Raw genomic sequence first — 15,433 nt, forward strand, 5'->3', positions numbered from 1 at the left:
ACCCGGGGCCGCTCGCCCGTTACCGGGGCAGGGCGCATGAGCCCTGGCAGCCGAGCCTGTGCCGATTGCGGGCGAGCGCCCGGTACACGGTCCTGGCCAGCGGCTTGAGAGGCCGGTGGATGATGAGGCTGCCGGCGACCCTGGGAAGCGGCCCCGCGGTCATGAGCGCGCGCCCAATGGCCTGCTCCTCCACGTGGAAGGCGTCCTCCCGCGAGTCGTAGAACACCGCGGAGCGGTCCGTCCACTCGGCCCCGGGCCCGTCCCAGTGCGAGGAGGGGATCAGCAGCAGTCCGGTCGAGGGGTGCACGCGCTTGCCCAGCTGGCGCACGAAGGCGGTGCAGACCGAGCAGTCCGGGTCGTAGACGAGCACGGGGCCGGGGGCGGAGGCGGGGGGGAGGGGCCCGCCGTCGCTCAGCGCAGCCATCCGTCGCCCACCTTCGTCGCCCAGCGGCGCCCCAGGCCCCAGGTGTCGCCGGCGAGGGTGAGGGCCGACGTGATCATGATGGCGGAGAAGAGCCAGTGGTCGTCGATGATCGGGTTCGTGCCACCGTTGACGAGGGGGAACTCGGCCAGGTAGAGCATGAGCATGAGGAGCGTGCCGCTCACCGCCGCGACGCGCAGCCCGATCCCCAGGAGCAGGGCGGAGCCGATGCCCAGGAGCGCGGCCATGAACAGGACGTCCCCCACCGGGTTGGCGAAGACTGAGAAGACGCCGGCGAAGGGGCCCTTGATGTGGTTGATGAACCCCTGGGCGGGCGTCCCGCCGCGGATCCAGGCCCCCTCCGGAGGGACCACGTAGCCCAGGCCGAAGAGCTTGTCGAGGAAGGCCCACAGCAGGTAGGCGCCGACGATGATGCGCGCGGCGGCCAGGGCGCGGCGGGCCGTGGGGGACGTGACGATGTCGGAGCCCGTGCGCGCAGCGGCCTGGGGGGTCTGCTCGGGCGTGGTGGAGTCGTGCATGGGAGTGAAGGAACCTCCTTGTCGGGGCGGTGATCGACCGCCGTGCTGGATGTGCTGCACCGGACGTGGCAGCGGTGCTGCCCCGGCGCTGTCGACGCTCACAACCCGCAAGGAAACCTATTTAATCCCATCATTATTATTGACTCGTCGTCATATTGTGATGATTCTGTGACTCTGCGCATGTCAGCGCGTCTCCTGTGAGCCTCGTCCCGCAACGGCGCCCGCGGGCCGCGCCGGCGGCGCGGCAGAAGCGTCGCGGCCTCGGCATCGGCTAGATTCCGGGCGTGCCCGCATCCGAGAACAAGACCAGCCGAGGCGACTACTCCGCGCGCCACCTCTCCGTCCTGGAAGGGCTCGAGGCGGTGCGCAAGCGCCCCGGCATGTACATCGGCTCCACCGACCAGCGCGGCCTCATGCACTGCGTGTGGGAGATCGTGGACAACGCCGTCGATGAGGCCCTCGAGGGCCACGGGGACGCCATCTCGGTGATCGTCCACGACGACGGCTCCATCGAGGTGCGTGACAACGGGCGCGGCGTTCCCGTCGATATCGAGCCCTCCAGCGGGCTGACCGGCGTCGAGCTTGTCTACACCAAGCTGCACGCCGGCGGGAAGTTCGGCGGCGGCTCCTACGGCGCCGCCGGAGGGCTGCACGGCGTGGGCGCCTCCGTCGTCAACGCCCTGGCCTCCCGCATGGACGTCGAGGTGGACCGCGGTGGCAAGACCTACGCCATGAGTTTCCACCGCGGCGTCCCGGGCTCCTTCGACGACTCCGGCGGCCGCGGGCCCGACTCGCCCTTCACCGAGTTCACCGATGCCTCCGAGCTGCGCGTCATCGGCAAGGTCAAGCGGGGTGTCACCGGCACCCGCGTGCGCTACTGGGCCGACCCCCAGATCTTCCCCAAGCCCACCGAGTACGACGCCGGGGCCCTGCGCGCCCGCCTGCGCCAGACCAGCTTCCTCGTGCCCGGCCTCACCCTGTCCCTTGACGACCAGCGCCCCGCGGCCGAGGCCGTCGCCGCCTCCACCACGCCCGCCGCGGACGCCGGGGCCACCGACGACGCCGTGGCCGAGGCCTCGCTGCGGGCGGCCGCCAAGAACGCCGTCGAGGGGTCGGGGGACCTCTTCGACACCGGTGCCGAGGACGGCGTCGAGGTCTTCCAGGCGCGCGGCGGCACCGCCGACTTCGTCGAGTTCCTCGCCACTGACGCCTCAGTGACTGACACCTTCCGGCTCAGCGGCGAGGGCACTTACACCGAGACCGTCCAGCAGCTCGACAAGTCCACCGGCCACCTGCGCCCCGTGGAGGTGGAGCGCGCCTGCTCCGTCGACGTCGCCCTGCGCTGGGGCATCGGCTACGACACCCTGGAGCGCTCCTTCGTCAACATCATCGCCACCCCCATGGGGGGCACCCATCTCACCGGGTTCGAGCAGGCCCTCGTCAAGGTGCTGCGCAAGCAGATCGACGCCAACTCCCGCGCCCTGAGGATGACGGCCAAGGACCCCCGCATCGAGAAGGACGACATCATGGCGGGCCTGACCGCCGTGGTCACCGTGCGCGTGCCTGAGCCTCAGTTCGAGGGGCAGACCAAGGAGGTCCTGGGCACCGCCCCCGTGCGCCAGATCGTCGCCCGCGTCGTGGAGAAGGAGCTCACGGCCCTGCTCACCTCCACCAAGAGGGACTTGAAGACCCAGTCCCGCTCGTTGCTGGAGAAGGTCGTCGGGGAGATGCGCGCCCGCGTGAGCGCCCGCATGCACAAGGAGATCACCCGCCGCAAGACCGCCCTGGAGACCTCCACCCTGCCTGCCAAGCTCGCCGACTGCCGCTCCAACGACGTCGCCCATTCCGAGCTGTTCATCGTGGAGGGCGACTCCGCGCTCGGCACCGCCAAGAACGCCCGCAACTCCGAGTACCAGGCGCTGCTGCCCATCCGCGGCAAGATCCTCAACGTCCAGAAGGCCTCCCAGGCGGACATGCTGCGCAACGCCGAGTGCTCGGCGATCATCCAGGTGGTCGGCGCCGGCTCCGGACGCACCTTCGACCTTGAGCAGGCCCGCTACGGCAAGGTCATCCTCATGACCGACGCCGACGTCGACGGCGCCCACATCCGCACCCTGCTTCTCACCCTCTTCTTCCGCTACATGCGCCCCATGATCGAGGCCGGCAGGGTGTACGCGGCCGTCCCGCCGCTGCACCGTGTCGAGGTCTCCGGCTCCGGGCGCCGCAGGAAGGAGATCCTCTACACCTACTCCGACGACGAGCTCGTGCGCACCCTGCGCAAGCTGGAGAAGCAGGGGCGCTCCTTCAAGGAGCCCCAGCGCTACAAGGGCCTGGGGGAGATGGACGCCCACCAGCTCGCCGAGACCACCATGGAGCCCGAGCACCGCACCCTGCGCCGCATCACCCTGGCCGACGAGGCCGCCCTGACCCACGCCGAGGACGTCTTCGAGCTCCTCATGGGCTCCAGCGTGGAGCCGCGCCGCGACTTCATCATCGCCGGGGCCGGCGCCGTGGACCGTGAGCGCATCGACGCCTGAGCGCCGGCGAGGGGACCGTCACCGCCCATCCCGGGCCGCTCCCGGCTCCACCCGCAGGAGGAGGGGCCGACCCCGCCTCTCCGGTAGCCTTGCCGGAGACGGGTCCCGGTGCCGGGACGGGTGTCGCCGGGGACACGAGCGCCCCCGGATGAGGCCGGCGGCAGTGGCGGCTCGCCGGCGCTTCGTCGGTGGGGCATCGGATCAGGCAGTAGGGAGGCGGTAATGGCATACTACGGACGGCCCAAGGCCACCGCGGCGGCGGCGTGGTCGATGATGCGCCCGGGCGCGCGCTCAGCCCTGCCCCGCTCCCTGTCCTGGAGGCCCCTGGGCCCCGCCGACAACGCCGAGCTGGCCGCGCTCGTCGCCCGGGCCGAGGATGTTGATGACCCTCCCTACCGCACCACCGAGCAGGAGACCGCCGAGTACTTCCTCGACCCCACGTACTCCGGCGTCGCCGGGAGGGACGCCGACGGCGTCATGCGCGCCTTCGGGCTCGCCCGGGTGCGCCCGGCCGCGGAGGTCTTCGCCTCCATCCTCGGCGTCGTCGACCCGCTCTGGCGGGGCCGAGGCATCGGCGGGGCGATCCTGCACTGGCAGTCCGAGCGCGCCCGTCACCTCATCGGCGCTGAGCGCGCGGGGAGGCAGGGCGACGGCTCCCTCATCCCCGCCCACATCATCACCACGGTGCTCGAGGACGATGAGCGGATGCAGGCGCATCTGGCGAACCTCGGATACTCGCCCCAGCGCTGGTACCGGGAGGTGCGCCGCTCGCTGAGCGAGCCGATCCCGCGGGCCCCCGTGGACCGCTTCCTCAGCATCGAGCCGTGGTCCAAGGACCTGGACGAGGCGATCCTGCGGGCCCACAACCGGGCGGCCGACGACGCCGGCGCGGAGCCGATGAGCCCCGAGCGGTGGGCCGCGGGCCGGGCCTTCTTCGCTCCCGAGTGGTCCTTCGTGGCCCTGGACCGCTCCAGCGACCGCGCCCGGATCGCCGGGTACCTCCTATCCAGCCGGTACGAGCAGGACTGGGAGGCGCTGGGCTGGAAGGAGGGGTACACCGACATGCTCGGCTCGCTCGCCGAGTACGCCGACCGCGGCCTCGGCGCGGCCCTGCTGGCCGCGGCCATGCGCGCCTACGCGGCCGACGGCATGGAGTACGCCGCCGCCGGCGTCGACTCCGCGAGCCCGACGGGCGCCGGCAGCCTCTACGAGCGGCTCGGCTACCAGCCCACGCGCGGCACGATCCTCTACGGCCTGGACGTGTGACCCCGGCGGTGATGCTCAGCGGTGGGCAGTCAGGGCGCCAGCGACCACCGTGGCCAGTGGGCGCACCGCCCGCAGGTCCTCCGGGCCGAGCATGAGGGGGTCATCCGGCAGCAGGACCAGATCCGCGGCCGACCCCACGCGGACGGGCGCGGCTCCGTCGACACTCGCCGCCAGGGCCTCCTCGGCGCTCAGGCGCTGCTCGGGGGACCACACCGAGCCGTCCGGGGCGCGTCGGCCGACGGCGGCACTCATCGCCAGCCACGGATCGAGCGGCGCCACCGGGGCGTCCGAGCCCAGGGCGAGCATGCCCCCGGCCACGACCATGTCCGCGAAGGCGTATGAGCGCGACTCCAGCCCCGGCCACACCCGCCCCACGGCGGCCCAGTCGTCGATGAGATGCGCCGGTTGGACGCTCAGCTCGACGCCGAGCCGCACGAGCACCGTCAGCGCGCCCTCCGGCCTGGCGGCGTCAGACGGCAGCAGCTGCGCGTGCTCCACGCGCCCCCGCGCGCCCGTGCGGGCGAAGGCCCGGGCGACGTCGGTGAGCGCGGCGTCCCCGATGGCGTGGACGGCCGCCGTCAACCCGTGCTCGTGGGCCCGGCCCAGCAGGTGGGTGAGCTCGTCCAGCCCCACGCTCATCACCCCATGGGGGTGGTCCAGGCCCAGCTCGGCGGGGTAGGGGCTGCGCAGGCAGGCCGTGCCCGTGCCCATGGAGCCATCCGAGATGATCTTGAGGGGCCCCTGCGTCAGAAGCGCCGCGCCGTCGCCGCCCACCGGGGAGCCCGGCAAGGGGTCGCCCGTGCGCAGATGGGCGTCGATCCGCTCCTCCAGGCCCTCGCGGTAGGTCGATACCCGGATGCGCGGAAGGCCCGGCAGGGCGCCGGTCGCGCTCATGCGATCCAGGCGCGCGGCCCAGGCGGGGGAGTCCTGCCCCCAGGTCATATCGGTGACGCCGGTGATGCCGCGGGCGGCCATGTCCTCCAAGACCCTGCGATAGCCCGACTCGACGAACTCGCGCGAGCCGGGGATGTCGTCGAGGCGGTTCAGGGCGGCGAACCACTCGCCCTCCGTCAATGGCGCGCGGGGGTCGGCGCTGGTCGCGGGAGGCAGGCCGAGCAGCGTGAGCGCCGCCGAGTTCACCCACCCGGAATGGGCGTCGCCCGAGACGAGGACGGTGGGGATCGGACCGGTGACGGCGTCGAGCTCGGCCACGCTGGGCACGCGCGGCCAGCTGGACAGGCGGTGCCCGAAGCCCTGGATGAGCGCGGGACCATCCGCCGTGCCCGCGGCCGAGCGGAGAGCGTGGGCCCGCGCCGCGACGATCGTCAGGGCCTCCTCCGCGCAGGAGGCGCGCCCCAGGTCGAGGCGGGCCGCGCGAGCGGCCTCCAGGTCCAGGTGGGCATGGGCGTCCCACAGGCCGGGGATGAGCCAAGCGCCTCCCGCGTCAAGGACCTCCTCGCCGTCGTGGCGCGCCAGGGCCGGTCCCATCTCGACGACGGCGCCCGCCTCGATCCTCAGATCGGTGGGGCCGCCCGGGGCCGGGGGCTCGTTCAGCCCGGCGCGCGCGGCGGCGCGCAGGCGCCCCAGCTCGCCGCGGCCGCGGAAGCGGACAGGGCGAGCGCCACGGATGAGAAGACCGCTCATGGCAGGACTGTACGCGCCCCCGGCGGCGATCAGCCGATGGCGGTGATGGGTGCGATGGTGGGGATGCCGGAGGCGTCACGGCGCTCGTCGGGACCCGGCAGGGTGATGCTCTGGCCCCCCGAGCCGACGGCACGCGCCGGGCCCACGCCCACCCATGCCAGGACCAGCTCGTCCTCCCCGCGCAGGAATCTCTGAGCGCGCACGCCCCCGGTGGCCCGGCCCTTGGCCGGGTATCGGTCCAGGGGCGTCACCTTGACGCTGCCACCCGTTCCGGGCAGGGCGCCCGCGCTGGCGGCCACGGTCACCACCACCGCCTCTGCCAGCAGATCGGCGCTCACCGCCGATGCCGCGACCACGCGGGCGCCGTCATGCAGGCTGATCCCCGCCATGCCCCCGGCCGCGCGGCCCTGCGGGCGCACCTTCGAGGCCTCGAAGCGAAGCAGCTGGGCGTCCGAGGCCACGAGGGTGAGCACATCGGTGTCGGCGGCGGTGCCCGCGAAGACCACGGAATCGCCGTCGGCCAGGGAGATGACCTCCCAGGAATCGCCCCTGGCGGGCTCATCGCCCACCTTGACGCGCTTGATGACGCCGGCAGCCGTGGCCAGGACGATCGGGGCGGCGCCCGCGTCGCCCACCGGCACGAGCCCCACCACGCGCTCCTCGGGCTCGATCTCCACCAGGAGGCGCACCGGGGTGCCCCCCGCCAGGGACGGCGCCCCCTCCAGGCGCGGGACCTCGGGGGCGGAGACCACGTCGAGACGCACGAGGCGGCCGGTGTCGGTCACCGCGCCCACGTGGCCGCGCGCCGTCGTCGCCACCTGGGAGACCAGGGCGTCATGGGGCTGCCTCGCGCCCGAGCGGGCCACCGGCTCGGCCCCCGCCGCGCGCGCCACGAGGCCCGTGGCGGACAGCAGGATCCGGCACGGGTCGTCCGGGATCGTCAAGGGCATGTCCTTGACGCCCGCCATGAGGCCCACCGGGGCCGGCCCCGCCGCCCCGTCCGAGCCGCCCGCGCCGTCGGCGGAGCGGGGGCTGGCGGCGCCGGGGGCCTCCAGCAGCACGGTGCGGCGCGGCGTTGCGAACTCCTCGGAGACCGAGGCCAGCTCGCGGGAGACCACCCGGCGCAGGAGGGCGTCGTCGGCGAGGATCGCCTCCAGGGCCTCGATCTCCCGGGCGAGCTCGTCACGCTCCTTCTCCAGCTCGATGACGGAGAACTTGGTCAGGCGCCGCAGCTGCAGCTCCAGGATGTAGGAGGCCTGCGCCTCGGACAGGTCGAAGACTCGCTGCAAGCGCTCCCGCGCCGTCGCCGCGTCCTCCGAGGAGCGGATGAGCGCGATGACCTCATCGATGTCGAGGATCGCGATGAGCAGGCCGTCCACCAGGTGCGCGCGCTCGCGCCGCTTGCCCAGGCGGAAGCGGGTGCGCCGCTCCACCACCCTCAGGCGGTGGCCCACGAAGACCTCGAGGAGCTCGCGCAGGCCCAGGGTGCGGGGCTGGCCGTCCACGAGGCACACGTTGTTGATGCCGAAGGAGTCCTCCAGCGGCGTGTGCCGGTAGAGCTGGGCCAGGACCGCCTCGGGGTTGTAGCCGTTCTTGACCCCGATGACCAGGCGGGTCCCGTTCTTCCTGTCGGTCAGGTCGGCGACGTCGGTGATGCCCTGGAGCTTCTTGGAGGCGACCCGGTCCTTGATGGCCGCGATGATCTTCTCCGGGCCCACCAAGTAGGGGAGCTCGGTGACGACGATGCCCTTCTTGCGGGCCGTCACGTTCTCGACGCGGGCGGTGGCGCGGGTGAGGAACTTGCCGCGGCCAGCGCGGTAGGCCTCCCGGATGCCGTCCAGGCCCACGATCATGCCGCCCGCGGGAAGATCCGGGCCCGGCACGAAGGCCATGAGGTCCTCCAGCGTGGCATCCGGGTGCTCGATGAGGTGGCGGGCGGCGCTGACGACCTCGCCCAGGTTGTGCGGCGGCATATTCGTCGCCATGCCCACGGCGATCCCCGAGGCGCCGTTGACCAGCAGGTTCGGGAAGGCCGCGGGCAGCACCCCCGGCTCGGTGAGCGTGTAGTCGTAATTCGGGGCGAAGTCGACGGTGTCCTCGTCGATGTCCGCGGTCAGCGCCAGGGCGGGCGCGGCCAGGCGGGCCTCCGTGTAGCGAGGGGCGGCGGGGCCGTCATCGAGGGAGCCGAAGTTGCCGTGCCCGTCGATGAGCGGCAGGCGCATGGTGAAGGGCTGGGCCAGGCGCACGAGCGCCTCGTAGATCGCCACGTCGCCGTGGGGGTGCAGCTTGCCCATGACATCGCCGACGACGCGCGAGGACTTCACATGAGGGCGGTCCGGCCGCAGCCCCATGCGGTCCATCTGGAACAGGATGCGGCGCTGGACGGGCTTGAGGCCGTCACGGGCGTCGGGCAGGGCCCGGGAGTAGATGACGGAGTAGGCGTACTCCAGGAAGCTTCGAGCGCATCTCGCTGGAGAGATCCTGCTCGACGATCGCGCCGTCGGTCGGAGGGGGCGTCTGGGTGGCGGACTTCGGCATGGGGGGATTCTCCTGTCCGTGCGCCCCCCGCCCGGGCAGCGACACCCGTGCCCGGTGGCACAATGACCGCATGACGACGCCGAAGAACCCGGGGGTCCGGCCCACGGCCGCCTCTGTCCCGAACCTGCGCGAGGTCCTGGGCGCCGCCGCCCTCGCCTCCGGGCTCTCCCTGGTCGACGGCCCCGACGGCGCGCTCACGCGCGCGCAGGCCGAGAACGCCGCTGAGCGCTGGGGGCTGATGACGGCCGGCGGGGCCGCATCGGCCTCGCCGACCGTCGTCGTGCTCGTCGACGGGCTCGGCCTGGGCCAGTTGCGCGAGCGGCGGGGCCACGCCCCGGTCCTGCGGGGCCTGCTGGCCGACTCCGAGGCGGCCGCCCGCGCGGGCCAGGGGCCGGGCCCCGACGCCGTGACCTGTCGGCCCTCGACGACGGCGGCCGCCCTCACCGCGCTCGGCACGGGCGCCCCGCCCGGAATGACCGGCATGGTCGGCTACTCGGTGCGCAACCCCCTGCTGCCCCCCGCCTCTGCCGAGGACGTCCCCGACGGCTCCGATCTGCTCAGCCTCATCTCCTGGGAGGGGCGCTGCCCGGACCCGCGCGCCTGGCAGGACGTGCCCACCATCTTCGAGCGCCTTGAGCGCGGCCCCGGCGGGCCCCGTCGCGCCGACGGCCAGAGCGCGCCGCTCGCCGTCTCCATCGGCCCCGCGCGCTTCGCCGGCTCCGGCCTCACCCTGGCCGGCCTGCGTGGCGCTCAGCACCGGGGGGCCGATCGGATGGAGGACCGCCCCGCTCTCGCCGCGCGCGCCCTCGCCCAAGGCGTGGCGCTGGTCTACCTGTACGTCGGCGAGCTCGACCACGCCGGGCACGTCCACGGCTGGCGCTCGCAGGAGTGGCTGGCCCAGCTGGAGCGCCTGGACGCCCTCATGGCCGAGCTCCGGCGCCGCGTACCGCGCGGGACGCGGATCGTGCTCACCGCCGACCACGGCATGGTCGACACCGACGACGAGCACCGCCTCCTCGTCACCGACTCGCCCCGCCTCATGCGGGACATCGCCTGCGTGGCGGGGGAGCCGCGATTCACTCACCTCTACGTCGGCGGCCGGGACGGCGCCGAGCGCTCCGAGCGAGCATCGGCGGTCGCCGAGCGCTGGCGAGAGGAGCTGGGGGAGAGGGCGCTATGGGTCGGCACCCGCGACGAGGCCGGAGAGCATCTCGGCCCGCTCAGCGAGAGGGCGCGCGGCGTCACCGGTGACGTGCTCGTGGCGGCCGCCGGTACCTGGGTGGTGCTCGACCCGCGCGTGCACGCCGACGCCGTCCTGGGGATGCCCGGCGTCCACGGCTCCTTCACCGATGCCGAGACGCGCGTCCCCCTGCTGATCACTCGCGCCTGACGCCGGGGCCCACCGCCTGGGTGCCGGCCTACTCGGGCTTGGCGCCGAAGACGATCTCGTCCCAGGAGGGCACGGAGCGGCGCGCCCGCCGCTTGGGCCTGGCGGGGGCCTTCGGCATCTCGGGCAGCGCCTCCTGGTGGACGCCGCTGACGCGGGCCACCGCGGAGACCTCCGTGGTGGGGTCGGAGACGTCCTCGGGCTCGACGGCCCTGCCGCGCCGGGAGCGGGAGCCCTTCTCACCGGGCCCCTTCGAGTCCTCAGCGCCGTCGGAGCCGCGCTCATGGCCCTCGGCCGCGCCGCCCCTGAGCCTGCCGGCGGGGTGGTTGGACGAGCCCTTGGCGCGGCGGCGGCGCCCCTCCATGGACAGAACCTGGGCCTCCCCCTGGGACGGGCCCTGGGCGGCGGGATCCGCGGCGGCATCGGCGCCGGCGGGGTCGTCGTCGGGGATATCGACCTCCACGCGCCGCCCGCGGCTGGAGGCCAGGTCCGCCAGGAGGGCGTCGGTGGGGTCCAGCGCGGGGGCGGCCCCGCCCCGAGCGCCCTCCAGGGGCTTCTCCACGACGGGCAGCCCCGTGGGGACCGTGCGGCTGGCGCGCAGCGAGGAGCGGGGGGCGCTCGGCGCCGGTGAGGCGTCATCCTGGTCGAAGACGTCGGGGCGCCGCGCCGAGGGAGAGGCCGCCTCGGTGAGCCAGCGGGCCTCGTCGTCGAGTGCCGTCACGGTGCGCGCGGAGAGGTCGAGGAGCCAGCGCGCCTGCTTCTCCTGGGCGCCCTGGACGAAGGTGAGGCAGATGCGCCAGGGGGCGCGCCCCTCGCGCATGGCGTCCCACTCCAGGCTGGCGGGCGTGACGGCGCGGGTGGCCAGGCGGTCGACGACGAGGTCGCCCAGGACGGGGGAGTCCTTGCCCCAGCCGATGCGGCAGGCCTGAGCCTGCTGGACGGCCCACCGGCGCTCGGCGATGACCGGGCCCTCGTACTTGCGCACGTGCTCCAGGTCCATGCCGGTGGCGGCGGACACCTCCTCCGCCGAGGCCCCGGCCCGCATGAGGGACTGGAGGTCCTTGGGGCGCATGGGGGAGTCCGTCGGCGCGGAGTCCGTGGGCTGCGGCAGGGCGGCGATTCGGTCACGGCGGACCGCGGCCCGCAGGGCATCGTCGATCACAACGCTGTAGCGCTCGCCGTCGGCATCCGTCAGAACGACCGTGTCGCCGTTCGCGCCCAGGAGCTCGAGGTCGATCATGGCAATGTGCCTCCTCAAGGATCTCTCGTTCCAGGGCACAGCCTGCCATCGCAGGGCGGGGATTCCGGGGAGGCCCGCCGGTGAGCCGCTTCCGGACCGGGCAGGACGCCCCGTCTCACAGGGGCTTGCGCTGATCCTCAGCGGTGCTATGGTGCGCGTGCCCTGCTCTGAACGGGACCGCCTCTGCGTGGAGGCGGGCCTGCCCGGTAGTGCCCCTGCTGCCGGACCCCGCGTGACGAGCCGTCGACGAGAGAGAGTGACGTGGCCCATGGCGACTGACTACGACGCCCCGCGTAAGCACGATGACGAGCCCGAAGCCGACTCCATCGAGGAGCTGACCGCCGCCCGGCAGAAGGATCAGTCCTCCGAGGCGATCGAGGAGGATGAGAACGAGGTCGCCGAGGGCTTCGAGCTCCCCGGCGCCGATCTGTCCCGCGAGGAGCTGAGTGTCCACGTGGTGCCCCAGCTTGAGGACGAGTTCACCTGCTCGGAGTGCTTCCTCGTCCACCACCGCAGCCAGCTCGCCCACATCGACGACGCCACCGGCCTGCCGGTGTGCACCGACTGCGCCGGCTGACCGCCGCCCCACCGTCGGCTGACCACGGCCGAGGATCCCCCCATCACCGAAGGAGCCCCCTATGGCACTGTTCTCCCGCCGCAAGAGCGAGCGCGGCAATGATGACGCCCTTGCCGGGGGCTCCGCCGGCTCCCCCGAGGACGGCGACGAGGCCTTCGGCGACGACTCGTCGGCAGCCGCCGCCCGCGCGGCCGACGGCCCCTGGGACTCCGAGGAGGTCGCCGGCGACGACGATGACAACCGCATCGACCTCGGGTCCCTGAGGATCCCCGCCATCGACGGCATGCAGCTGCGCATGGAGTCCCCCGGCCCCGGCGGCGGCATCCAGGCCGTCTCCCTCGTCCTGGGCGGCTCCACGCTGGAGCTGCGCGCCTTCGCCGCCCCCCGCACCGCTGGGATCTGGGACGAGTTGCGCGCCGACATCCTCGACGAGCTCGGCCGCGCCCAGGCCCGCGCCGAGGAGGTCGATGGCGAGAACGGCGTCGAGATCATCGCCGAGGTCCCCGTGCGCAACGCCGAGGGGGCCACCGGCGCCGTGCGGGTCCGCTTCCTCGGCGTCGACGGCCCCCGCTGGTTCCTGCGAGGCGTGCTCCAGGGCCCGGCCGCCGTCGACGATGCCGCCGCCCGCGAGCTGCGCGACGTCTTCCGCGGCGTCGTCGTCGTGCGCGACGGCGCGGCCCGGCCCCCGCGCGAGATCCTCCCCCTCCACGTCCCGGGCGCCGCGGTGGCGCCCCAGGCCGAGGACCTGCCCGGCCTGGACCCGCTCGCCCCGGGCCCCACCATCGCCGAGGTCCGATGAGCCCGGCCCCAGGCCTGCTCGCCCGCCTGCGCTCCCTCGGCCGCAGCCGGGAGGACCTCGACGCCGACGACGAGGCCCGCGCCGCGGGGGAGCGCCTCGCCGCGCTCGGCGCCGTGGAGATCGCCAGCATCGCCCCCCGCCACCGCGCGCGCGTCACCGGCGTGCTGCGCGCCGTCACCTACCGCCCCTCCGAGGCCCGCCCCGTGCTCGTCGGCCAGCTCTTCGACGGGACCGGCAGCGTGGACCTGGTGTGGATGGGGCGCCGCCGCATCGTGGGCATCGAGCCCGGCGCGCGCCTGTCCGTGGAGGGCATGGTCGTCGCCGGCCGCACGAGGCCCACGATCTTCAACCCCGCCTACGAGCTGCTGAGCGCCCGACGATGAGCGGCGGACGCGCTTCGGAGCAGGGGCCCGGCGCCCGGGAGGAGGGCCCGGCGGGGCCCGCGGGCGGGCTGGGTGCGATCAGCGCCCAGGCCTTCGACGTCTCGACCGCCGTGGGCGGCTGGCGCGGGATCATCGAATCCGTCGCCCCCACGCTCGTCTTCGTCACCATCGTCGCGCTGCGCCCCTCCGCCCTCATCCCAGCGCTCGTGGCCTCCCTGGCCATCAGCGCCGTCGGCCTCGTGGCGCGCCTGGCCGCGCGCCAGGGCCTCACCCAGGTCATCGGCGGGGCGGCCCTGGCCGCCATCTCGGCCGCCTGGGCCTGGCGCACGGGCAGGGCCGAGGACTTCTACATCACGGGCCTGCTCATCAACGCCGGATGGCTCGCGGTCACCGCGGGCTCCCTGGCGCTGCGCTGGCCCCTCGTGGGAGTCCTCATGGGCCTGTGGCGTGCCACCTCCGACGGCGAGGGCGGCGCGGGCTGGGCCGCCTGGCGCGAGGACCCCGCGCTGCGGGCCGATCGGCGCCGCTACACCTGGGGCACCGCCGTGCTGGCGGGCATGTTCACCCTGCGGCTGGTCATCGAGCTGCCCCTGTACCTGACGGGCGCCGTCGGGCCGCTCGGGGCGGCCAGGATCATCCTGGGGCTGCCGCTGTACGCGCTGACCCTGTGGATCGTCTGGCTCCTGGTGCGGCCCCGGGACTAGCCGGAGCGCGCCGAACCGGGGCGCGCGATGGGGGTCAGGCGTTGAAGATCCCCGGGATCTCCCCCAGCGTGGCCTCGCCCTCCTTGGCGGTGAGGAAGATGAGCTCGTCCCCGCGCTCGAAGCGCTCATCCCCATCGGGGGTGATCGGCCGGTACTCGCGCAGGATCGCGGTGAGCACCGTGTGAGGGGGCAGGACCACGGAGGACACGAGCTCGCCGATCATGGGGGAGTCGTCCGGCAGGGTCAGCTCGTGCATGAAGGCTCCGGACTGGTGGAAGGTGAACAGGGCGACCAGGGAGCCCACGCTCACGGCCTCCTCCACCAGCGCCGTCATGATCCGCGGCGTCGAGACGGCGACGTCCACGCCCCAGGTCTCGTCGAAGAGCCACTCGTTCTTCGGGTTGTTGACGCGCGCCACCGTGCGGGGGACCCCGTACTCGGTCTTGCACAGCAGGGAGATGACCAGGTTCACCTTGTCGTCGCCCGTGCAGGCCACGACGACGTCGCACTCCCCGGCCCCCGCGTCGTCCAGGGCCTCGACGTCGCAGGCGTCGGCGAGCTGCCAGTCGGCGTCGGGGACGGCTGACAGCCGCATGGCCTCCGCCGAGCGGTCCACGAGCGTGACCTCGTGGCCGTGGCTGATGAGCTCGCGGGCGATGGAGCGCCCCACGCTGCCGGCTCCGGCGATGAGGATCTTCAAGGCTCAGGCCTCCTGGGCTGGCGGGCGGGACAGGACGCGCTGCGCGGCGGTGACGCGCTCGGTGGCGACCACCAGGTGGAGGCGGTCATGCTCCTGCAGCAGGGTGGTGGGCTCGGGCACGAGCGCCCCCGAGCCGCGCGAGATCCAGGCGACGCGCCCGCCCACGCGGTCCTCGATCGTCGCCACTGACACGCCCACCCAGCCCGACGACGCGTCGGGCTGGACGAGGCAGACCGCGCCGGAGGGGTCCTCGGCCTCCCTGGCCGAGCCCCCGGGCAGGATCCAGCGCATCATCTGGTCCGCCGTGCGGCGCACGGTGGCGACCGTGGGAATGCCCAGCCGCTCGTAGACGTCCGCGCGGTTGGCGTCATAGATCCTGGCGACCACGTGCTCCACGCCGAAGGTCTCGCGGGCCACCCGGGCTGAGACGATGTTGGAGTTGTCCCCGTTGGACACGGCGGCGAAGGCGTAGGCCTCATCGATCCCCGCCTGCTCGAGGGCATCGCGGTCGAAGCCCACTCCCTTGACCTTGCGGCCGTTGAAATCCTTGGGGAGGCGCCGGAACGCCTCGGAGCTCCGGTCGATGACGGCCACTGAATGGCCCATGCGGTCCAGCTGGGCGGCCATGGTGGCGCCGACCCGGCCGCAGCCCATGATGACGAAGTGCACGACCGAACCGTACCCTCATTCTTGGCCGA

13 protein-coding genes and 1 pseudogene are annotated in these 15,433 nt (G+C 73.7%); 7 read left to right on the plus strand and 7 right to left on the minus strand.

Going from position 1 to position 15,433, the window contains the following annotated elements; genetic code table 11:
* Positions 1–19 precede the first annotated feature (19 nt).
* Positions 20–424 (minus strand): DCC1-like thiol-disulfide oxidoreductase family protein, encoded by a 405-nt coding sequence (locus ABXS69_RS05500; RefSeq protein WP_366179780.1) that lies wholly within the window; start codon positions 422–424, stop codon positions 20–22.
* On the minus strand, positions 412–960 hold the full coding sequence (locus ABXS69_RS05505; RefSeq protein ID WP_366179781.1) for a DoxX family protein: 549 nt from the start codon (positions 958–960) through the stop codon (positions 412–414). The genes ABXS69_RS05500 and ABXS69_RS05505 overlap by 13 nt, the downstream gene beginning before the upstream one ends.
* Positions 961–1,244: 284 nt before the next feature.
* Here ABXS69_RS05505 and ABXS69_RS05510 point away from each other — a divergent pair, with 284 nt between their 5' ends.
* Positions 1,245–3,497, plus strand: coding sequence for a DNA topoisomerase IV subunit B (locus tag ABXS69_RS05510; protein ID WP_366179782.1), 2,253 nt, complete (start codon positions 1,245–1,247; stop codon positions 3,495–3,497).
* 222 nt (positions 3,498–3,719) lie between these two features.
* Positions 3,720–4,763, plus strand: a complete 1,044-nt coding sequence (locus ABXS69_RS05515) for a GNAT family N-acetyltransferase (RefSeq protein WP_366179783.1) — start codon at positions 3,720–3,722, stop codon at positions 4,761–4,763.
* A gap of 15 nt (positions 4,764–4,778) precedes the next feature.
* Here ABXS69_RS05515 and ABXS69_RS05520 read toward each other — a convergent pair whose 3' ends face one another.
* Positions 4,779–6,407 carry an amidohydrolase family protein gene (locus ABXS69_RS05520; RefSeq protein WP_366179784.1) on the minus strand — a complete coding sequence of 543 codons (1,629 nt, stop codon included), beginning with the start codon at positions 6,405–6,407 and terminating at the stop codon, positions 4,779–4,781.
* Positions 6,408–6,436: 29 nt separating this feature from the next.
* Positions 6,437–8,945, minus strand: a pseudogene (locus ABXS69_RS05525) (DNA topoisomerase (ATP-hydrolyzing)).
* A 70-nt stretch (positions 8,946–9,015) separates the two neighbouring features.
* Here ABXS69_RS05525 and ABXS69_RS05530 point away from each other — a divergent pair.
* Positions 9,016–10,335 carry an alkaline phosphatase family protein gene (locus ABXS69_RS05530; protein ID WP_366179785.1) on the plus strand — a complete coding sequence of 440 codons (1,320 nt, stop codon included), beginning with the start codon at positions 9,016–9,018 and terminating at the stop codon, positions 10,333–10,335.
* 28 nt (positions 10,336–10,363) lie between these two features.
* On the opposite strand, the gene sepH is transcribed toward ABXS69_RS05530, so the two are convergent.
* A complete protein-coding gene (gene sepH / locus ABXS69_RS05535; RefSeq protein ID WP_366179786.1) occupies positions 10,364–11,572 on the minus strand; it encodes a septation protein SepH in 1,209 nt (402 codons plus the stop codon).
* Positions 11,573–11,840: 268 nt separating this feature from the next.
* On the opposite strand from sepH, the gene ABXS69_RS05540 reads away from it, so the two are divergent.
* The 4 genes from ABXS69_RS05540 to ABXS69_RS05555 all read left to right on the plus strand — a co-directional run bounded on the left by ABXS69_RS05540 (position 11,841) and on the right by ABXS69_RS05555 (position 14,035).
* Complete coding sequence (locus tag ABXS69_RS05540; protein ID WP_159523104.1) at positions 11,841–12,149, plus strand: DUF4193 domain-containing protein; 309 nt, start codon at positions 11,841–11,843, stop codon at positions 12,147–12,149.
* A gap of 61 nt (positions 12,150–12,210) precedes the next feature.
* Positions 12,211–12,948, plus strand: coding sequence for a DUF3710 domain-containing protein (locus tag ABXS69_RS05545; protein ID WP_366179787.1), 738 nt, complete (start codon positions 12,211–12,213; stop codon positions 12,946–12,948).
* Positions 12,945–13,331 carry an OB-fold nucleic acid binding domain-containing protein gene (locus ABXS69_RS05550; protein WP_366179788.1) on the plus strand — a complete coding sequence of 129 codons (387 nt, stop codon included), beginning with the start codon at positions 12,945–12,947 and terminating at the stop codon, positions 13,329–13,331. The genes ABXS69_RS05545 and ABXS69_RS05550 overlap by 4 nt, the downstream gene beginning before the upstream one ends.
* On the plus strand, positions 13,328–14,035 hold the full coding sequence (locus ABXS69_RS05555) for a DUF3159 domain-containing protein (protein ID WP_366179789.1): 708 nt from the start codon (positions 13,328–13,330) through the stop codon (positions 14,033–14,035). Before ABXS69_RS05550 ends, ABXS69_RS05555 begins: the two co-directional genes overlap by 4 nt.
* A 34-nt stretch (positions 14,036–14,069) precedes the next feature.
* Here ABXS69_RS05555 and ABXS69_RS05560 read toward each other — a convergent pair whose 3' ends face one another.
* Complete coding sequence (locus tag ABXS69_RS05560) at positions 14,070–14,735, minus strand: TrkA family potassium uptake protein (protein WP_366179790.1); 666 nt, start codon at positions 14,733–14,735, stop codon at positions 14,070–14,072.
* A gap of 3 nt (positions 14,736–14,738) precedes the next feature.
* Positions 14,739–15,404 (minus strand): TrkA family potassium uptake protein, encoded by a 666-nt coding sequence (locus tag ABXS69_RS05565; protein WP_366179791.1) that lies wholly within the window; start codon positions 15,402–15,404, stop codon positions 14,739–14,741.
* Positions 15,405–15,433 lie beyond the last annotated feature (29 nt).

The organism is Actinomyces timonensis (assembly GCF_040702965.1).
GTDB classification, from domain to species: Bacteria; Actinomycetota; Actinomycetes; order Actinomycetales; family Actinomycetaceae; genus Actinomyces; species Actinomyces timonensis_A.